This is a genomic window from Flavobacterium indicum GPTSA100-9 = DSM 17447 (assembly GCF_000455605.1).
In the GTDB taxonomy this organism is placed as follows: domain Bacteria; phylum Bacteroidota; class Bacteroidia; order Flavobacteriales; family Flavobacteriaceae; genus Flavobacterium; species Flavobacterium indicum.
In genome coordinates, this window is sequence record NC_017025.1 from 1,660,751 (window position 1) to 1,682,777 (window position 22,027).

Below are 22,027 nucleotides of genomic sequence, written 5' to 3' on the forward strand. Positions count from 1 at the left end.
CCCATTTGTTCCAAAAGTAATATTTTTCTTTTTCAATTGAAAAAAAAGTTCATTTCTATATTTCGATTTTCCGATGGATTTAAGGCACGAACTTCAAAATTTAGGACTGTTGTTTATTCTTCTTCAGTCAAGGGTACTCAATTGAAAAAAAAAAGATTTAAAGCTTCGGATTTTCGAGCGTTGGACAATCTTTTATTTTCAATTGAATAGAGGTTTTGCGACGATTGAGCAAATGAAAATACTTACCGCTTTCAGGGTGGGAGCGTTGGCGTGCGGCTATTTTACATAGTGCAAATTATAGCTTCATAAAAAATCCTTTAAAAATCAATAAACACTTTTTTATGAACTATAATGCTCGATGCATTATGTAAATATAGCTTGGGGCTGTTTTTCGTTCGGGAAGTGCTTGTTTTATTGTCCCGAAACTTCGGGATGGAAGTAAGTGGATAAAAAAAGGAGATTTTGTGAGCGAGGCAATGGAAAAACAAAAATCCTTTTTTTATTGGCTTACTGTGGGAAAAACAAGGACATGGAGCGTGGGCAAAAAAACAGCATGGCGGTGGGAAGTCAGGACGGGCGGGACTAAATAACTCAACCGCCTTTTTCGGCGGTGTTCCTATTTCTTTAATTATTTTCTATCTAATTGGGTGGTAATTGTTTACAGCATTTTGCAAGATTTCAAATTCAGTTTGTTTGTATTGGATTGTTGTACTTGCTCGTTTGTGTCCGCTAAATACTTGTACTATTCTTGTGTCGTTTTCTTTTTTTAAAAGATTGGCAATTACAGATTGTCTAATTTTCATTGGTTGTATTTGCTCGGTTTTTGGTTTTTGTTCGTTTATCATTTTACTGATTCCGTGTGCATTTATTTTTTCTCCATATTGTCCTAAAATAAAGATGCTACTTTCTTTTTTATTATTGTATTTCAGCAGTTTAATTCTATCTTCATTTAAGTAGTTATAAACCAATAATATTTGTTTGGCTTGTAGTGGTAATGTTCTTGCTTGTGGACTTTTTGAAGTAACTTCTTCACTTCCTTTGATGTAGATTTCACACTTTTCTAAATTGATGTTTTCAACTTCTAATTCTGCTATTTCTTTGACGGTTAAGGCTTGATAAATCAATAAACTAATGATAATTTTATTTCTATTTTCTAAATACTTTTTCTTTTTAATTTGGTAGGTTTCAAAAAAGGTTTCTAGTGTTTCTGGGCTATAAAGCGAGTCGACTTGTATTTGTCTATCTATTTTATCTTTTAAAAATAATTCACTGCAAGGATGATCCTTTCTTTGTCCAATTTCTAATAAATAGTTGAAGTAAATTTTTACTCCATACAAGCAATGTCGTAATGTTTTTGGACTTAAATCGTAATTCTTTCGTAAGTGTTCAATGTAATTTAAAACGTCTTTAAATGTGGCTTTTGGCGCTTTTTTATCGTAGTAATCTGTAAATCTTTTTATCAAATATAGATTACTGGATAAGGTGCTTTTGCTGTATTTTTTCTGTAGATATTCTTCAATTCTCATTTCATGTTATTAATTTTTTTACTCATTTTTATTGTTTTTATAGGTGTTCAAGATTCCACTCGCTTAACAAGCTCGTTTAGTTGATTTTGAGTTATATGTGTGTAAATTTCTGTACTTTGTTCACTGTGTTTTTTAGTGGCTTCGCTTTCTTTTTGGTGTTCACGAACCACATTTTTTATTTGGTCTGCACTGACGTGCGTGTACATTTCTGTGGTTTCAATGTGGCTATGTCCTAAAAATTTTTGAACCTGTTCGAGTTTCATTCCGTTTTGTAGTAGATGTGTTGCGATGCTATGTCTTAAATTATGTATTCCGATGGTGTTTAATTGAGTTTCATCTATATTTAATTTTGCTTTATGGATAAGCTTTTTTAATCGTTTGTTGAGTGTTCCCGACTGCATTCGTTGTCCTTTGCTATGTAGAAAAACTTCATTTCTTTTATTTTCATTTGAAAAAATAAATTCTTCTAATTCTGTTTTGATTTTATCACTTATAGGAACTAATCTGCGTTTGCTGTTTTTACCTTTTTGAACTATTACTAAATTCTCACTAAATCTAATATCTTCTTTGTTTAAGTCGCTCATTTCTTGTACTCTTAACCCACAACCATAACCAATATTTAATATCGCTTTTTCTTCTAAATTGGCTATTTTATAGAGTTCTTGTATTTGGTTCTGGTTAAAAATAAATCGTTCTACTTTTTCATTGATTGGAGTAAATTTTAAATGTGATGCTGGACTGCTTTTTATACTTCCTAATTCTAATAAATACCCTAAATATTGTTGAAGATTTCGCATATTATCATGAATAGATTTCTGCTTTAGTTTTTGTTTAGTTCTTTGACTAATTTTTTCTTTTAAATAGTTGTTATAGTTTGCTATTTCTTTTGGTGTAACTTTTTCTATTTCAAATATTTTCACATTCTCTAACCAACTAAAAAACTCCTTCAGATATAAATATCTTGCTTGTGTGGTTTCGGGATTTAATCCTAAAATATCTAAATGTTTTTTGTAGTTTATGGCTTCTGTTTGGTAGTATTCCGTGTAGATTTTGTGTTTACTTGGAGCACCCATACTTACGATGTTTTTAAGGTTTATGATGCTTTTGCTTACTCAATATTTTGGGATTTGGGACAATCACATTTTTTTAAACGTAATCAATTGAAAATAAAAATATTAAACATAAAATTATTGTCCCAAGATTGTCTCACATTGTCCCAACTCATAATCATATTCATTTACTATCACTATTCTTTATTTGCTGTATCTGATTCATTAAGAAGTCTTTAATCTCTGCTCTTAACTTTTGATGATTGTCCCAGTATTCAACTCTATATTTTTGTAACCGAAGATTTCCGCTGTATTTTACCGTGATATATTCTAATTCTGCCAACTGAATAAAAAACCTTGAACATTGGCTTTTACTGATGTTAAATTCTTGCCTTATTTCTCTTTGAGTAAATTCTTTACTTTGCTCTTTTAAATATTTCTTTAACTTCTCAAAAAACTGTCTTAAACTGCCGTCTAATTCATCTACTTTCAAAACTATAGATTCAAATAATATTTCCGTTGCTTGTTCAATATCTTCAATCTCAGTAATTAAATAATTGCCTGCGGATGCTATCCGCCTTTGGTATTGATTTAAGAAGGTTACTTGTTTTATTACCGCTTGATACATTTCGTTTAATCGTCTTATTTTGTGGACTTTTTCAGGTAAATGTAATTGTGTTGCGTATGGATTTATAACTTCATAAACCTTTAAATTTCTTACCATACTTTGTATAAATCCTATTGCTTTTTGACTTTCGTTTGGGTCTATTTCTCCAGCATTGCGTTTGTTTTGGTATTCGATTATTCTTGCGGTTTGTTCCTTGCTTTCATCTACTGCAATTAAAAAACTTCTGCTCATATTATCCTCGTAGGTTTCGCCTTTTGTTGTGGCTGATAAACTGGAGAACTGACCTTTTACTATTTTATGACTGCTTTTATTGTTTCCTTTTTTGTCTTTGATAGTTACAGAACTTCGTAATACTTGATTGCTTATAAATTCCCTTAAAGCATATAGTGCATCTTCTTTTAAACCGTCTAAATCTTCAATAATTACTACCTTTTGGAATAAGTCAAACTCACCCCAATTGTATAAACTACTCTCTGTAATTCGTGTAAATCTTAACACGTCTTCTTGAGGCATAAGGTCTGCAATTCTTGAGATTATATGTGTTTTTCCGCTTCCGCTGGAACCTTGAACTAGTGCGTGTAATGGGCTTTTGTTTAAATAACTAATGATGATTAAAAATAATAACATTCTGCTGTTTTCTTCTCCAACGATGCCTGCTTTGCCGATTTCTATATTTAAGTTTTTTAGTAGATGTTTTCGTTTTAAGAAGTCAAGCCCCCCAACCCCCAAAGGGGGAGTTTCTAACTTTGTGGATATTTCTTCCTTTTTATTTTCATTTGAAAAAATAAATGGTTGTCTTTTGTCTAAAAGTTCAATAAATATTTCTTCGTTGTGTAGTTGTAGTGTTTCGTTGATGTCTTTGTTTATAGGTTCTAACACGCTTATTTTTACTCCTGGTACTTCTTCTAAAAGTAGGTTGGCATATTTTGTAATAGCTTCTTTTCCTGCGGTATCGTTGTCAAAAGCAAAGATGATTTCTTCTAATTGTTTGAGTTCTTTTATAGCTTTGATGTGTTCTTCCGTTAGTCCGTTGGTTCCGTAACACGCTAGTAAACTGTAATTTTCCTCAATATTTTTTATCTGAAGTAATGAAGCTGCATCAATTATACTTTCCGTTAAAATCAGTTTTTTAGTATTTACATTTGGATAATTGGGATATAAACCTTGTCGATTTTTTAAGTAGTAATGCTTGGCTTTATCATCGTTTAACGTGCTTCTAAAGTATAATGATACTACTTTATTTTCTCTATTTCTTAAAGCAAAACAGATTGACCATTTACCAAAAACGCCGTACGCTTTCTCGCCTGTGCGACCTAAAATATTTTTATCAATTAGTAATCCATATTCTAAACACTGATTGATTAAGGTTTCGTCTTTTCTTGCTCCGTGATGGAACTGACCACCATTATAGCCGACTTCTATTTTTTTAAAATCTAAACTTCTACTTTGTAGATATTCTTTGGCTGGTTTTGAGTTACTAATGGCATTTTTAAAATATTGAAACATATTCGTTAAAAACTGTTCTCTGCTTAAATCTTGTTGGTAGCGTTCTTTTTTATTAGGTTCCTGATGTCCTAAAATTTCTTTGGCTTTGTTAATGGCTTCTGCTTTAGTGCAATTTTCTTTGTGCAATATAAAATCAATCACATCCATACTTTTGCCGTGGGTTTTACAGCTACTACTAAAACAATATGCCGTTTGTGTTTTGTAATACACTTGAAAACTTGGGGTTTTGTCTTGGTGGAACGGACAATTTAAACGACTTTGTTTGTCGGTTTTTAAGCCGTAATAATGCAATACGTTGGCGATGGTTAAGTTTTGTTTTATTTCTGATATTTCCATACTTAAACTTTTTTAAAAATTTAACATTGTCAAGTTTGTTTGGCAAATGTATATATTGTTTTTCTTTTAAACAACAAATACATATTTCTTTTGTCAAAATATTTTACCTAAATTTGTTCAAAATTCATCATTTAACTTAATTTTAGTCAAGTATGTTGAACATTGGAGAAAGAATAACACAGTTAAGAAAACAATTTAATCTCTCGCAAGATGAACTTGCTAAAAAGATTAATGTTTCTAGAACCATTATTGGTAATTATGAAAGAAACACCAATACACCATCTATTGAAGTATTAATTAAAATAGCCAAAACATTTAATGTAACGGTTGATTATTTAATTGGTGAGGGTGAATTATCTTCTTACGATAAAGAAGTAATGAAACGCATAGAAGACATAGACAAATTGGATAAAAACACTAAAGAGCATTTATATTTTTTAGTAGATAACGTAATCCAAAACTTTAAAACAAAACAAGCTTTCTCAGTTTAAAAAAAATATTATGAACGCTATCAGACAATTTATAGAAGTAAAAGACCATTCGTTTTATGTGTCGCTTCCAAAAGATTTTAACGCTAAAAGTGTTGAAATCATTATTATCCCTAATGAAAATGAAGACTTTTTTGAAGTTTCTGAAGAACAAAAAAAAGTATTAGATAAAGCATTAGAACAAGACAAAAAAACATTTATTTCTAGAGATGACATCACAAGAAAATACAACTTATAGCATTCGATTTTCTGATATTGCAGATAAAGAAATTGAAAAAGCTATTGAATACTACAGCAGTAAATCTGAAAACGGTGAATATAACTTTAAACTACAACTTAATCAAGTTTTAGACACTTTAGAACTAAATCCGTTCTTTCAGTTTAGATATAAAAAAATTAGAGCCATTCCATTTAAAACACTACCTTTTCTAGTGTTTTTTGAAGTTTATGAAAATGAAAATATAGTGTATATTTATTCTGTTTTTCATACTTCTCAAGATCCTGATAAATATCCGTTATAAAACAAAAATGCCACTTTCGTGGCATTTGCTTTTATTGTTTAGTTTAAAGTTATTAAATTATTCGCAAAAAATAAAGCAAAATTTTAACATTTATTATTTGCTAAAACCATAGTTATCTGGTGCTATTGCTTCTTTAGTTTTTTATTTATCACCATTGTCAAATAACTGATTACAGAAATAATACAGATATTCCAAAAAACACTCATTAAGCCCATAAAACCATGATGTGTATCATTTCTTGTTTCAAATTGATAATACATTGTAGGAAATCCAATTGTATATCCAAAATTAAATGGAGGTAAACCGTATTTCAAACTTATTAAGTAAAAAACACTTAAATATATTAATGTAACAAATAGTAAAAATTTAAAATAACTTTTCATGCCTTATTTTTTTGGATTACTTTTAACTGTTGGATTACCATACACTTCTTTTTCAGTATTTTGACCTCTTGTATATAAAAACATTGGTAAAACTTGATTGGTTTCATCATCAAAACTTCTTAAATAAACATCTTGATTTGTAAAAAATGCTTTATCAACTTCACCTTTTGTGGTTTCCATTCCAATTGCAGGACCTGAATTGCCTGCTGTATGCTTGACCTGAGTATTAATATTGAAAAATTGTTCTGCCCAAGAAGCAGAATTACACCCATAAAAAGTCGCAATACTATTATCTTTATTAAAATTAAAATCTACTGCACCCCAATTTTCCTTACTCATTTGACCTCTTTCAGTTATTGTCATTCCGGGCTCTTTACTTAAATCTTTAGAATTATCTTCATAATAACCACCAATTGGTCCATCTCCTGCGCTATGAGAAAAAACAGCTAATTCTAAAGTCTGTCCAAAACCTTCTTTTTTTGCTTTAGCAAGTTCACTTGCTACATTTGATTTAAGATTTCCTAAATTGTCATCTGTTATTACTATTAATTTATCATGAGGATTATTCTTTTTTATCTGTTCGATTCTAGTATCTGCTGCAGCATTTATTAACGCACCTCCACCTAAATTCAAAACAATGCGCACGCCTCTTTTCGGAGGGTCTTTTGGTTCACGTCCATCAGGATCAACTAAATTTATAGGATTATTCATTGTATAGCAGTACGGCGACCAGCTTGGATATTTCTCCGCTAGTGGGTCAACACTTAACCACAGACTCGTGCGTGGGTTGTAGTATCTTGCTCCGTAATAATACCATCCTGTTTCATCGTCTAGTTCTTTACCGTTAAATTTATACCTATTGGTATAATCTCCTGTATAACTATGTTGTTCCATCATCGTTTCTCCGAATGGTAAATTTAAGAAAAATTGATAAGGATTTCCATAAGTATCCGATAAAAATGTTCCTGTTCCTAAATGGTCGCTATGGTAATAATACATTTCTACATAAGTAGGCGCAGCTTGTATTTGTTGCTCTGCTACTTTTTCTGTATTATTTTCTATTGGTTGATCTGTTTTCTTATAGTCCTTATATTGTACTTTGACTTTCTTTTTTGAAGACGATGAATCTTTTCCTAAATAATAATTAAAATCAGCAATTTGTTTGGCTTTTAAATCATCAAAACTAGTTGCGCTTTAGGTTTTATTTTTCTCACTTAAGTTATTTGGCGCTGCTAAAAGTAAATTATTTTCTTCAAAGATACTAACATGTTGTTCACCATATCTTGAAACTACACGTTGTGTACCATTAAAGTAATGTTTACTATAGTGTTGATTGGCATCAATAACAACATAAGGACTAACATAAGTTGTATATAATCCCATTGTAGCAGATACTCCATCTATTTGACCATTCTCGAAAACTGATTCAACCTCTGAACTTGCTTTTAAGACACGCTCACCTGCTGCATCATATATATAATGTTGCATCAATTGTTCATTATCATAAACTACTCTCAATCGATTAAATTCATCCCAATACATTCTTCTGTAGCTACTATCATTCTGATTTTGTATCATATTACCATTACTATCATACTTAAAATACTCTGAAGTATTATTTTCCACATTTGTAATTCTAATTACTTTATGTGAACCATTTTGATAGTCATAATTATTGGTATAACTATTGTCATAAATTGGCATATATCCATGCGAAGTATGTAATTGTCGTTTTTTAACAATACCATGAGTAGTATTGTAAACCATTGAAGTATTATATGCCTTTCTATTAAAACCAGTACCTCTTGAAATAAAACCTTCAAAATTACCCTCCGCGTATGTTAACCTATTTAAATTATCATATTCATATTTATTATGATATACACCACCCATTTTATTTCCTGTATTGTAGGTAGCCAAATTATCAATATTTATAACATTACCAACTTTATCATAGCTATAATTATTGCTAAACATATTTTGTCCGTTTGCCGTTTTTACATTTAAATTTTGCAAACGTCTCTGCGCTGGACTATAGGTATAAAATGTTTCTGTATTATTACCATACTTCATATAGGTTTTTTGCTCAAAATAATCATAATCAATTTGTTTAATATAATCATATCCTTCTTCATTAAGTAAAGTTGACATTCTATTTAAATTACCTCCTAAATTATAATAGTATTCCACTTTTTCTCCATCAGGATAAGTTAATTCTTGAATACGATTAAAACTATCATAATTGAATTTTGTAATAAAGACACGTGTAGGCAAGTTTGGAGCTACAATTGTTCTTTTAATTCCATTAGTTTCTCCCATATTACCATATGAAAATTCTTGCTTACCAGTAGCATCATTTTGTTCAATAATTTTACCTGCACTATTACCACTAGTTGACGATCCGTAACTATAAGTTACGTTAGCAATATTATCTATACCAGATAAATCTGGAAATTTAATTTGTATTATTCTATTAATATCATAAGTATATTCTATAGATTTGTTTTGTGCTATCAAATTAGCTGTTTGCAATCTAACCAAATTACTAGCTACGTCATAAATATATTTAGTTGTACCGTTATCTGGATGATTGACTTGTATTTTTCTTCCTGCTAAATCATAAATATATGAAGTACTAATATTTTGATCATCAGTGTAAGACGTTAATTGTCCAATAGCATCATAATTAAATTTCGTTTTTATAGTACCTGCATTCAATGTAGAAATATTTCTACCATTAATATCAGTAAACGTTTCATTAATTAATTGCGCACTTGCATTTTGATCCACAATACTTTTCGTTTTAAATGATAAAATTCCAAAAGGATCATTTTCAATACTAAAACTCATAGTGCTTACATTACCCTCCATATCTATAGTTTTAGTTGTTCTGTCTAAAACATCATACTCAACTTCATTAAATGAAGTGTTTGGAGTTGCCGCTTGATTAATCAAATAATTTATTGTTTCATCTTTACCTTCACTTCTTGGTTGATATGTTTTAATTACCCTACCTCGAATATCCTTAGTTACATAACCTGAAACAGACATTTGTTGCTCGTATTCAGGCAATTGTGAAGTTCCTATATTAACTTCAATATCCTTTTTAACTTGAATATTACTACCTAAACCATCAACAAAATTTATTGTCTCAATTGGATCCGTTGGATGTTGTGCATCATAATGCTTTGTTACAGCAAAAGGTATAAAATTAGTTGTTGATACAAAACTATCTAATTCATTAGCTTCAACTTGTGAGTACGTTGGCATATACTCAAATGCAATAGTGTAAGGATCTGTATTTCCAGCTTCTTTTGGTGCAATTATTTTAATTAAACGTCCAAGGTTATCATAAGTATAATTTATTTCATTACCAGTTATATCGGTACTTTTTAATACAGTGTCAAAATTATAATCATAAAGAGTAGAAGAATGATAACCAAAAGCATCTTCAACACCTATCAAATATTTATTAAGTATATTATCATAAGTATAAGTATAAGTCATTTGACCAAAACTTGTAGAAGGACCTGAAATAGTTTTTAAATTACCATAAGCATCGTAAGTCATATTGGTTATTGCAAAATCAGTACTATTCAATTTACTCTTTAAAGACAAAATTGCTCCTGTATTTGCATTCACATTAGTTATTTCTCGTTCTCTTACTAAATTGGCGAATGTACCACCTGTAAATACTTGTATTTTTTTAGGAATAGTAATAAGGTTATTATTTAAACCTGTTTGGTAGCTTATTACCGATTTATAATCATCATTTGAATTTGTAATATCTCCCTTATTGATATACTCTTCAACTCTACCATAACCATCATATTTAAATTCAATTTCGGAAGTTAATGGTGTTGAACCAAATTCATAAACTTTTTTAACTGTTTTTGTCAAAAGTACCCCCGCTTGTCTTCGACCTTCTTTTCCTCCAACATCAAAATTTAAAGAATAAGTACCATTTATATCTAATAACCCACTAGAATTAGTAGCTTTTACTTGATACGTGTTTTCTGTTTTAGAATATAACTCAGAAACATTGTTGGAAACTTTATAAACTGCACTTTCTTTTACTAATCCTTCTAAGAAATAACTAGAATTATGATATTTTACTACCGATTTTCTTGTAGTATATGCATCTAAAACTTCATGAGTTTCAACTGTTTCATAACCATAAAACGAACGCTCTCTTCTATCGTATTTACCTTTTTCATACTTAAATGTTTTAGTGAAACTGTCAACTCCATCGTTTACCAAATCTCTTCCATCATTAACAGTAACTGAAGACATTGCCCATTTTGCATGTGGATTATCAAAACTTACAGGTTGAACTGCATAATCCACTGTAAAACTACCCCCTAATGGATTAATTACTGTTTTAAGTTTATTGGTTCTACCAACTCTCGATTTATATACAGTAATTGAATTATCATTATTTTGAACATAATCAATGAAACCATCAGCATTCATATCTCTAAATTCTTTGTTGTTTTCTGAAATTGATAAGTTTGCACTACCTCCTATTGTAAAACCTGCTTTAAAATACACTAACGGAATTGGTATAACAAACCATCCTATTGGAATCCATAAATAAAAAATACATCTACCCCAAAATTTTGAAAAACTTCCTTGCGCAGAAAGGGATGTTAATTTATTATTATTTAACATACTTAGAAGTGGTGAAATAGTATCATATTTAATACTTAATGGAGTATCTGAAAATTTATTCCCTAAATTAAATCTCACAGAAGCAGTTGCTGTATCATACGTCAATAAATCAGGTAATGAATCACCATTTAAATCAATAAAAAAGTTATTTGTATTACCTGAAGTTGAAGACATCCCTACAGAAACTGAAAAAGGAATATTTCCATTTCCAGAAAAACCAATGTTGATAGATGGGGCATTTAATGGAGAAGGCTTAGACAAAACAGGAGATACATAATTAAAATTCTCATTTGATAAACTAAATGAATTTCCATAATTAAATTTAATTTTATTACCGCTTTCCACATTAAAAATATCAACTAATCCATCACCATTTATATCAATAAAAGATTGATTTTCAGAATTATTACCTCCAAGATTCAAACTTAATCCTAACCCTGCAGAAAAAGTTGGCTTACCATTATCTTGTTTTTTTGTTTTAGTACCACCTCTTCCAGCAATAGGAAATTCACGACTTAAACCCATTGCATAGTTATCATTACTTGATGCATTTGTAATTCCAAAGGCCGAATTCAAATCTCTATGACCTCCTGTCATTGCTGTTCTGTAAAATGAATTTGTAGTTAAGACATCTGGATATCTATCTCCATTTATATCAATAAAATCTGATAATAAATTACTATATCTTGAATTACTTTTTGAGGCATTAATAGAACCATAACCAGCTGAATAAGAGACCGCGACACTACGATGCTCTTTATTTACTCCAAACATTCCTGTAAATAAATTTGGTTGTAATGGTTCACTTTCATCTCCTTCGCTTCCAAAGTAATCCTCAGGAAAATAACCATTTTCACCACTTCCGCAATTAACAGAATCAACTTGAGAATATTCATTATCAAAAACACAAACCCATCTTCTAGTATTATTTTGATCAAGCTCAATCTTAGCAAACATTGACATAAATGCAAGACTAAAATTTAAATTACTCAAAACTGGATTATTTAATAAGTCCTCTGTAGTTTGCTCAACATTTCCAATATTAATTGTACCATCAGCAGGTAAATTTAAAGTACCATTCATTGAACTATTTACACAATTTTCGTAAGCATTTGGATCTGCATAAATATCACAACCAGATATTAAAAAATTTAATTGACTCTCATCAATAGTAAGGTCTAAAACATCTATAAGTTTACCATGAATATCAGAAGGAATATTTGTATTAGAATTAAAGCTAGAATTATAAATAAATTGACCCCAGTTTCTATGCATCCCACCTAATCTATAATTTAAATTAGTATTTGGATAAATTAAAACTCTTCTAAAATCAGACAATGAACTTGTGAGCTCTCCATTTGCAAACGCAGTTGAAGTACCAATAATAATATTAGCTGCATTAGGAATAAAATTAAAACCGCTAGTTATTGTCGCACAATTTAAATCATATGATACTTGATTCGTGTATTTATAAAATAAACTCAAATTTGTTTTATTATCAACATAATACTCAAAAGACAAACTAGGCAATTCAGTAGAGTTATTTAAAACAAAAGCAATTGGTGTTTCATCATCAATAATATAATTTCCATTTACTATTGCAATTTTCCTTTTCCCTAAAAGAATACCATTTTTCTTTACAACAAATGTAAAAAAACCATTATCAGATGATATAAATGAATATGGATTAGAAACGCTACTTGGAGAAATTGGTTTAACATAATATGTATTAGTACTACTTGTACCTTGATAATTTACACTTGTACATTTAAACTCATATTGAGTCTGTAAACTAGAACCTAGATTTCTAATATTAATATCATTAGCTTCTTGATATATTGTATGTGTTGGTATTGCATACTTTATAAATCCATTTGGCGAAGAAGTATTAACTGGTGTAAATTCAAATTTTGGATACCAATTTTCATTATTCCAATTAACATTCGAGTCAGAAATTACATCAAAATAAAAACCAATATTGGATTTACCATTTCCAATATTAAAATTTTGAATAATATTTTCGCCATACATTATAATATTTGTATTAGCAAAGTAATCGTATTCATACATTACCGATTCATTAACAACTGAACCTTGCTCATTATATTCTCTATATGTAATTTTAAATTTAACATCATCAGTTAAATTTAATGGAATATCTCCCCAGCTTATTTTTACATTTCCACTTTCTTCAATTAAAACTTCTCCATCATTTGAATCTAATTTGAAACCTTCTGAATGGTCATATACTTTAGTACTATATCCATTTGCATCCAAATACACATCATTACCAATATAATTAATTACTGGAGATGTCTGTAAAGTATCATTTTCAAAATCCGTATTTTTTCTAACTCTAAAAAAGAACTTTTGTCCTTTTTTGACAAACAAACCATTTGTATTATTTCCTAAAGGTGGATTATTTCCAGAATAATTTAAAATAACAATATTATCAGATATAACTGAATTATTAAATTCCTTTAAATAGACTCTAAAAGGAATTGAGTTCGGTTCTGAAAATTGCGTTTCAATAGTATATAATAATGAACTATTATTTGAAGTAGGATTAAAAGTTACATTATCAGAAATTGTAATATTACCATCAAATGGTGCTTCCCAAACTCTTACAATGTCATACTTTGTATAATCAAAATCATTTAACTCTTGTTCTGGATCAGGCAATTCTTCAGGTTGATAAACATCTGCCGTAATCAACATATTTGGTGTATTTTCAGAAGAAGTTTCAAAAGTATTTGCACCATTATTAAAATAAACTACACCATCCCTTACTATGTCAGGTAAATTATCACCATTACTGTCATTTAAATATATTGATGTTGTTTCCTTTGATTTAAATCTTTTTTTACCAACATATAAACCATAAAACATGAAATCAAAAGATTCCCCAAACATAGTTTTTGTTTTACCATTTGATTTATAATATTCGTTGATATTTTGTAATTCTATATCACTACCAAATGTTAACACTTCAGAACTGAGTCTTGGTTGATAATATAATTTATTATTTTTTTTAAACAATATGTCATCTAAACCGTCACCATTGATATCTGAAAAAGTTACCTTTCCTTTACTTTTTTGATATGATTCTCCAAAAGGCACACCAATAGTAAATGATCTATTAGGTTTGTTCGTTTTATAAAACGGCCATTCTAAACCTATTGCCGGTCTTACATCCCAACTAAACTCTGTTTTTTGGCTAGTATTTAAATAACTTGGATTAAAATCTATCAAATAATCAGGATTAATATTGGGTAAAGATTCTTCCCTTGACTTTTCAAAAAGAATGTCATTAGCTATATCATCATAATAATCAAATGTATGTTCATAAAGATTGACACTATTATTATCTTGCTCTATAATTTTTTTTAATATAGTTTTTTCAAATTTACCTAAAACATAATCAAGCTTGTAACTTCTAATTTGATTATTGTTATAAGAAACCTTAATTTTGTCAAGTTTAAAAGGTGTAATTTGTTTTAACCCTAATTTTGTAAAAACTGAAATATCAGGTCTAGTAATAGAACTTTCATTAATAAAATCGACACAATATACACCATCTGAACCATTATGTCCAGTATATTTAATACTACTAAGATTATAAACTAAACCTCCATTCAAGTTTTCATTAACTCCATTACCATCTGAATAAATTTGTTTATTATAATAATAATTTATAGTATTTCCATTAACATCTTCAACCCTGTATAAAGACCAATGCACAATATTATTTTGATCATTTTTAATTACTGCATTAGGCTCTACATTATCTTTTCCTCCATACCAGCTAACAGTTCCATCAGTTGAGGTAACTTTCCAAATATAATTTGTTGGATTTTGTCCTTTTCTTTCAATTTTGGCAAAACCACCTTGTTTCCTTGTAGTAAATTGTTTTTCAATTGTCCCTCTAACTTGCGGAATAGTTTGATAAACTCCATTAAATAAGATGTGTCTATTTGGCATCCAATCTTCATAAACAATTTTTGAAAGCCTAACTTTCGGATACATTAACTGTTCCCCATTAATCATATATATTTCTGACTCGTTTGTTGAATCAAATGTTGGCACACCCCATCTTGTATCTAATGTTATCGCTGGTGTACTTATTCCCCAACCTTCACCTAACCAGCCATTTCCACTATCACTATTATAATTAATACTTACATTTGGTTGCATCCCATTTCTTCCTGATGGAATTTTAATTGGATAACCTATATTTGCTTCACCTTTTTGAGAAACTTCCGGCGGACTTATCAATGTCATACCAGATGTTGGATCAGCAGCTTTAATATCACTCATCATTGTTGGTGTGAATGAACTTGTTTGTGGGCTTTCTGGGGTCTGAATAATTCCATTTACATAATCACCAGATTGATTAGATAATGAAACAATTATATTCTCACTTTCTATTAATGTATCTTTTTCTAAAGGAAGCCATTTTTTATAATCACTATCAAAACGAAAAGTTTTAATATCTTTTTTTGTATAACCATTCGGAATTAATAAAGAATCATACTCTATAAACAATTTAAAAGCAGAAGAATCTTTTACTTCAACATCATTTACTCGGTAGGCTGTTTTATTTTTAGTAACATTAACAAAATTTGATTCGAACTGAGGAATATCAATTTGTCTTAATTCTTTAATAGAATATTTTTTTGTTTCATATTCAACATAATTCTTAGTTAAACTACTAATCAAATTTATCTTAGAATCTAAATTCTCTAATGCATAATTTCTATCTGCAACAATAAACTGATTAACTTTTACTTCAATTTTATCAATTAATACTTTATCTTTAAATAATTTTAATTCTAAATTTTTATCATCAAAATCTAAAAGCTTTTCTTCAAACTGATTATTAGTAATTTTAATTGGCTTATCATTAGCTAACAAATTATAACCTGAATTTTCTAATTGATTATGTGAATTTAAAAAGCCATTTAGGTAAATGTTATTATCCTTTTCTTTATAACCAATCTAACTTTTTAACTCAATAATATGATTATCTTTTTGTTCTTTTGTAAAAATTTTTAGGTTTTTAATTCTGTAACTATATTGCGCTTTGTTAGGGATAGTAAAATAAATGGTATTAATACCTTTTTTTAACCAAGAAATATCAATTTTCTCTTCTACATTTTGCCATTCTTTAGAAAATTTCACAACATAACCTCCAACAACTTGATTAAAGTTAAAACATCTTGATGGAAGTGTTGATTTATCAATTCCCTTGATATCGTATGTTAAATAAAAATCTTTCCCAATAAAATTATTGTCGTCTATATTAACTTTAAAAATATTGTCATAAACTATATCGGAATCACCTTGCTTATTAATTCCAATTAGCCCTTCTTTCAAATCTGATGTGTAAACTATATTATTATTATTATTATTAGTAGTAGTAGTAGTAGTAGTAGTAGTAGTAGTAGTAAACTTAATTCCTGATTTAGCTTTTTCGACTTCACTAACATTCATTTTTGGCTCATTAAAAGTAACATTTGATAAGTCAAAAAATGGCTGTCTCGAACCTATATACTTATTTTCTGTTTTTTTGTTTAATTTCGTTTTGAAATAATTCTTCATTAATTCATTTGAATATGCAAAGTATCCAGAATTAAAGAAACTTAACAATAAGAAATAAATAAAAAATTTATTTGTTCTATTATTTTTGAAAAATTGATACATAAACTATAGGATATATTTTTATTAATAAATAAGAACTATATTTGATTTTTTTAATTAATAATGACTTTAAATACTTTATTATCATCTTTTGTTTTCAACTGAACGAAATAAACACCTGAAAAATCAAAGCGTAGTTTTATTATATCAGTATTTAAATCTTTGTAGTTTAATAGTTGAATTAGCTTTCCTTTGATATCATTAATCTTAACTTCAACAAATTCATTATTTTTCTCTGCAAGTTGGACTGTTATTTCTTGATTTGTTTTACAAGGATTCGGATACAACGAAATACTACTATTTTTATTTGAAACTACTTTAAAATTGAATTTTTCATTACAAACACCATTAGTAACTTCCAAAACATAATCACCTTCTGTCTCAAGTTGAATTGTTTTTTCTATTCCTAGAGTTAAGTCATCTTTCTTCCAAGTATACTGTAGTTTTTTATCAGATTTTACAATTTCTGGAACGATAGTAACTAAATTATTTTCATTTAAATTCCAAGTTTCTTTTAATATTACTTGAAATTTATTTTCATTTTTCAAATCAACTTGAATCTTTTTAGTATTTTTATAATTATCTGTTACTTCAACATTATATTTCCCTTCAGGTAAATCATTAATGATATAATTAGAATTCTCAACAAAATAATTTTTACTAAACTTTTCATTACTTACTAAAATATTAAAAGGATATTTTCCTTCTACAAAATCTAAATGAAGTTGGGTAGTTTCTCCACATTTACTTAATGTTCTTGAAAAAAGATTCATTACTGGAGCTTTAATAAAAATAAATCTGGAGTCATTTAAAAAATTAATATTATTAAATATAACATCATTATTAGAATTAAATACTCCAACATAGTGTTGCCCCGAAAACAAATCAATTGATTCTTGAGAATTAATATGTGATACGTATAAATAAATTCTTTCGTTTACTAATAATGTATCAATAACACTATCCAATAATTCTTTACTTATTTTTATCTTAAATAGTTTGTTATTAGTAGAATCTAAATATTTTTTAAAATGCCAAATCTTGTAATTTTCTATAGACAATTCATTATGATTCGCAATCATTTTAGATTTCCCATTATGCCCCCATAAAACATAATTATTATTAGAAGAAATACTATCAGTAGAAATTTCTAATCCTTTAAGATTATGATTATAACTCTTTTTACTATTATAAAAATTATCACTATCATTTCCCAAACCAGTAACATCCTTTGAAAAAGATGCTAAAGAACTAGGATTCCATAAAGTATCATTTTTGAAATTTCTATAGTATTGATTCTCTTCTAAAGAAAAACCATATTTTAAAGATAAATAAGTCTCTATTTTTTCCTTATGGAATTTATTTACTACTTTAGGAATGAAAATAATTTCCAAGATATCATCACCTTGAACCTGATTATTTAACAAATCTAAAATTAGCTTTCCTTTTTTATTAAAACTCGCATCATTATGCAGATAACTAACTATTTTAGTACTTTTATTATTATCTAAAACGGCAACATTATCTGCTTGTTTAATGACATTTTTATTTGTGATTTTTATAGTTTTGTTACCATACTTTAATGAAACAACATTCTTCTCAATTTCAGTGTTTGATTTAAATGCAATAAAAAACGAAAATTGATTACTATAAATATTATAATTACTTTCCAATTGAGCCAAAGAACAATTGTAATTATAATTTAAACAATTTGAAACAGTATCGTTTTTCAGCCATAAAGTTGCATTGTTTTTAATAAAATCTGTTTGACTATAAGAATTCAAACTTAGAAGAAAGATAAAAACTATAGAGAATTTTTTTAACATAAAATATTTTTTTTTGCGCAAAAATATATAAAAATTCTCACTAAAAAAACAGGTAGAATTTCCTGTTTATTAAAATAAGTAATTCTACCTATTTTACATTAAAAAGAAGTTTGAATTTCTACTCCATAATTCAAAAAGAATGTAAATAGAAAAAAATACAATAAAATAGAGATAAATAATTATCAATAATTAGCCAGCCCTCAGACGTATCAATATAACAAGTCTGGGAAAGTTATCTTTACTAATATCAGAATGTAAAAAGTTAAACTTTTTAAAAGAAATATTTTTAATTTATTAAGCAATAATCATATTATTCAATGTAATTACTAATTATTTTCAAATAAATACCTTTAATATTATCCTCATTAAACTCTAAATGAGGGTATTCTTCTTGATTTTCCAATGGGTCTTTAGAATCAATTAATTCCTTTAATTTTTTGACATGAAAAGTTATTGTATTTTCATTTTCCCATTTCTCATAAACTTCTGACCAATTTTCTTCTAAAGTCGAATAAATAAAGTCTATTATTTCTGATTTATAATTTGTAACTACAAATCCATAAAAAGTAATTTCATCCAAAGATAATTTATTGTTAGCTTGAAGAAATTCTTTATATAAATTTTCAACATATTCTTCATCAACTGTTAAATCTGGTCTAAAGTTCCAAAACCAATTTAGCACATCTTTTTTTTCTATTTCCATATTAAATTTAATTTAAAAGTTAGTTATTTAAAACTACCTAATTTGTTAATTATATCAATATATTCTGATTTTGTTATAATTTTAGAGTCTGAAAATTCAAAATAAAAAATAAACTCAAATTGTAAAATAAAATACAAGACTAAGGATCTACTAAATTTTGCTTCTTCTTTATAACTCAATAAATCAATTAGAATTTTATTTTGAATTGATAATGTATTTTTTTCATCTGGTGACAATCCATTTTCTAACAAATTACCAATAGTCAAAGTATTAATAAAAATATCATTATTAAAAATAACATTAAATAAATGTTTTCTTCCTTTGGGAGACAATTCTTTTAAATAAAAACAAACTCTTTTTGTAAAGAAGTTATCCTCTATTTTAGTTGGATTACTTGTTTTAACAGCTTCAATAAAAAAATCAGATAATTTTTTAGAATCTGAATCTAGAGAATCAAATTTATCAAATAATAATAAATTAACAAATGGAATAAGGACTTCGTACTTATGCGCCGGTTTTGACTTGTTGTCTTTCATGTATGTAAAAAAAATGCGTGAGACAATAATCAACAGCCAAAGAGGTACTCGGATACCCAAAAACCAGAAGACTACGCCCACGCAAGTATTATACACGGGCATAAGCCTATTAATTTTGGTTTTTAAGAAGATTCCGAGTTTTCTTTGGCCAAATTAATAGCTTACGCGATTAATATTAATTTATTACTGTAAAATTAAGACATTCTTTTGAAATAAAATTTTTGTTTAATTAAAATTAAAGTTTATTTTCTATGGATATCTTTTTAACTTTTTAAGCAAATATTCTGTTGCTTCTGCATCAGTAATAAGAGCTTTCTTTTTTGATTTATTTGTTTTAGTATGTAAAGGAGACTGCACACCCAGCATTTTATACAAGCGAGCTACTTCCGATTCTGGAAGGGCTTGAATTACACTTAATGCAGTCTCGGCTTTCACTATTGATTAACTTTTAAATCTAAATCTTGGTTTGTTATTTACACTTTTAACAGTAGTGTTAATTTCTTGTCTAGTATCATTTGGTTTTGGACGTTCTTTTGATGAAAATTCTGAACTGCTTCCATTAAAACCATTTGATTCTTTTTTAGTTGTTCTATTTCCAGCATTAACTTCTGGAATAATAGAATGGTCTCTGTTTTGTTCATCTGTTATAATTTTAGTTTTAATATTATTCCAAGAAAAGTTTTTATGTATTTTACTTCCTTTGTAGAAAATTCCTTTATATTCAAATGATATTCCTGATATAAATCCTGTTGTTAAACTTTGATTGATTTTGACATTAACGTCTTTTAACTTCAGCTTAACAATAAAATCTTTCATCAGCAAATCTTGATTTAGAATTTCTAATAAAATATTTTGCAATTCTAAACGCTCTGGCACATCACCAGTTCGTAAACATTTTTCTATTTCACCTTTTGATAAAACATTAGATTGTTCCTTTCGAACGAATTCGGTTAAATTATATTTCTGCTCTAATTTTCTAATTATTGCTTCACTACGTTTATAATCATTTGAATCGCTTACTACATCACCAGAATACTTGACACGATTCGCAACTATATGGATATGAGAATGATACCTGTCAAAGTGTTTATATATTACGTATTGACTATCTTTGAAACCCATTCCTTCAAGGTAATCTCTTGCTAAGTTTGCGAATTTCTCATCAGATAATTTATTTGCGTCCTCATAGGGTAAGTTCAAACTCACATGATAAACTGCTTTTGATAAGTTGGGCTTAAGCTGCCGAACCACGTTTAACTCTTTGGTTTGTTTTATAACCGAACTAGATGCTAAATTGGAATCCAATATAATAGCCTCACCTTTATCTACTTTATTTTGATTGTATTTCAAAACATTACAGAAATCAATACCCTTTATCTGCTTGGCTATCATATAGTTATATCAATAATTGATTTTTAATTTCGTTTAATTGTTTGTGTAAACTCGATAATTCACTTTCTAATCCTTTTAAATTAGGATTTCCTTGATTTACTCTTTTTGACATTTGATTGATGTTGTTCCCAATTCGAGAAAGTTCAATAAGCAAATCTCTTTGTAATCCTGACATTGTGAATTTTGGCAACTGTTTTTGTAAAACTCTTCGTCTAATATATTGAACTACAGTTAAACCATAATTTTTAGCAACTTCCTCTAATTGAACTTGCTCATTTAAAGTAACTCTTAGATTTATTTGAAATAACTTGATTTCATCTAATTTCTTTCTTGGTCGTGCCATACTTTTTATTTCTAATTTGAATAATTATTGGGTCAAATCCAAAATAATAAACCCACTTAAACTTGTTTAATAGGACAAATTTAAGTGGGTAAAAAATAAAAAAAACGGTTAACCGTATTCAAAAAAACATTACGGCTAAAAGTCAATATTAAATGATATTTTGCTAATCGTTCTCTCTAACTATTTTAACAATCAACACTCTTAACTTGTTCAACGTAAAAAATACAATAATGTATTTTTGTATATATACATATAAATATATTTGTATATATATACTTTTGTATTAATGTACTTATGTATTAATGTACTTATGTATTAATGTACTTATGTATTAATGTACTTATGTATTAATGTACTTATGTATTAATATACTTTTTTATTAATTTACTTTTGCATTAATGTACTTTTGTATTAATATA

16 protein-coding genes are annotated in these 22,027 nt (G+C 28.0%); 3 read left to right on the forward strand and 13 right to left on the reverse strand.

Going from position 1 to position 22,027, the window contains the following annotated elements; translation table 11 throughout:
* Positions 1-635 precede the first annotated feature (635 nt).
* From KQS_RS07550 to KQS_RS14205, 3 genes are all read right to left on the reverse strand, one after another.
* Positions 636-1,526 carry a tyrosine-type recombinase/integrase gene (locus KQS_RS07550; protein WP_014388601.1) on the reverse strand — a complete coding sequence of 297 codons (891 nt, stop codon included), beginning with the start codon at positions 1,524-1,526 and terminating at the stop codon, positions 636-638.
* A gap of 47 nt (positions 1,527-1,573) precedes the next feature.
* On the reverse strand, positions 1,574-2,599 hold the full coding sequence (locus KQS_RS07555) for a tyrosine-type recombinase/integrase (RefSeq protein WP_014388602.1): 1,026 nt from the start codon (positions 2,597-2,599) through the stop codon (positions 1,574-1,576).
* A gap of 160 nt (positions 2,600-2,759) precedes the next feature.
* Complete coding sequence (locus KQS_RS14205) at positions 2,760-5,045, reverse strand: toprim domain-containing protein (RefSeq protein WP_014388603.1); 2,286 nt, start codon at positions 5,043-5,045, stop codon at positions 2,760-2,762.
* A 152-nt stretch (positions 5,046-5,197) separates the two neighbouring features.
* Here KQS_RS14205 and KQS_RS07570 point away from each other — a divergent pair, with 152 nt between their 5' ends.
* From KQS_RS07570 to KQS_RS07580, 3 genes are read left to right on the forward strand one after another with little or no spacing between them, the layout of a single operon-like run.
* Positions 5,198-5,536: a helix-turn-helix domain-containing protein gene (locus KQS_RS07570; RefSeq protein WP_014388604.1), complete on the forward strand. Its 339-nt coding sequence runs from the start codon at positions 5,198-5,200 to the stop codon at positions 5,534-5,536.
* A gap of 10 nt (positions 5,537-5,546) precedes the next feature.
* On the forward strand, positions 5,547-5,771 hold the full coding sequence (locus tag KQS_RS07575) for a hypothetical protein (protein WP_014388605.1): 225 nt from the start codon (positions 5,547-5,549) through the stop codon (positions 5,769-5,771).
* Complete coding sequence (locus tag KQS_RS07580; RefSeq protein WP_014388606.1) at positions 5,743-6,054, forward strand: type II toxin-antitoxin system RelE/ParE family toxin; 312 nt, start codon at positions 5,743-5,745, stop codon at positions 6,052-6,054. The genes KQS_RS07575 and KQS_RS07580 overlap by 29 nt, the downstream gene beginning before the upstream one ends.
* 122 nt (positions 6,055-6,176) lie before the next feature.
* On the opposite strand, the gene KQS_RS07585 is transcribed toward KQS_RS07580, so the two are convergent.
* The 10 genes from KQS_RS07585 to KQS_RS07630 form a co-directional block, all read right to left on the reverse strand.
* On the reverse strand, positions 6,177-6,437 hold the full coding sequence (locus tag KQS_RS07585) for a hypothetical protein (protein ID WP_014388607.1): 261 nt from the start codon (positions 6,435-6,437) through the stop codon (positions 6,177-6,179).
* 3 nt (positions 6,438-6,440) lie between these two features.
* Positions 6,441-7,436 carry an RHS repeat-associated core domain-containing protein gene (locus KQS_RS14005; protein WP_051149666.1) on the reverse strand — a complete coding sequence of 332 codons (996 nt, stop codon included), beginning with the start codon at positions 7,434-7,436 and terminating at the stop codon, positions 6,441-6,443.
* Positions 7,437-7,631: 195 nt separating this feature from the next.
* The gene (locus KQS_RS07595) at positions 7,632-16,022 is read right to left on the reverse strand and encodes a SpvB/TcaC N-terminal domain-containing protein (protein WP_041252045.1); all 8,391 of its coding nucleotides are present in this window, start codon (positions 16,020-16,022) and stop codon (positions 7,632-7,634) included.
* An 84-nt stretch (positions 16,023-16,106) separates the two neighbouring features.
* Positions 16,107-16,709 (reverse strand): hypothetical protein, encoded by a 603-nt coding sequence (locus KQS_RS07600; RefSeq protein WP_157868408.1) that lies wholly within the window; start codon positions 16,707-16,709, stop codon positions 16,107-16,109.
* 152 nt (positions 16,710-16,861) lie between these two features.
* Entirely contained in the window at positions 16,862-18,634 is a 1,773-nt protein-coding gene (locus KQS_RS07605) for a T9SS type A sorting domain-containing protein (RefSeq protein WP_014388608.1), read from the reverse strand.
* 310 nt (positions 18,635-18,944) lie between these two features.
* On the reverse strand, positions 18,945-19,337 hold the full coding sequence (locus KQS_RS07610; RefSeq protein ID WP_014388609.1) for a hypothetical protein: 393 nt from the start codon (positions 19,335-19,337) through the stop codon (positions 18,945-18,947).
* Between the two features lie 23 nt (positions 19,338-19,360).
* Positions 19,361-19,873 (reverse strand): hypothetical protein, encoded by a 513-nt coding sequence (locus KQS_RS07615; RefSeq protein ID WP_041252047.1) that lies wholly within the window; start codon positions 19,871-19,873, stop codon positions 19,361-19,363.
* Positions 19,874-20,122: 249 nt separating this feature from the next.
* On the reverse strand, positions 20,123-20,308 hold the full coding sequence (locus KQS_RS07620; protein WP_014388611.1) for a hypothetical protein: 186 nt from the start codon (positions 20,306-20,308) through the stop codon (positions 20,123-20,125).
* A gap of 6 nt (positions 20,309-20,314) precedes the next feature.
* The gene (locus KQS_RS07625) at positions 20,315-21,265 is read right to left on the reverse strand and encodes a relaxase/mobilization nuclease domain-containing protein (protein WP_014388612.1); all 951 of its coding nucleotides are present in this window, start codon (positions 21,263-21,265) and stop codon (positions 20,315-20,317) included.
* A gap of 4 nt (positions 21,266-21,269) precedes the next feature.
* The gene (locus tag KQS_RS07630; RefSeq protein ID WP_014388613.1) at positions 21,270-21,608 is read right to left on the reverse strand and encodes a MobC family plasmid mobilization relaxosome protein; all 339 of its coding nucleotides are present in this window, start codon (positions 21,606-21,608) and stop codon (positions 21,270-21,272) included.
* Between the last annotated feature and the right edge of the window lie 419 nt (positions 21,609-22,027).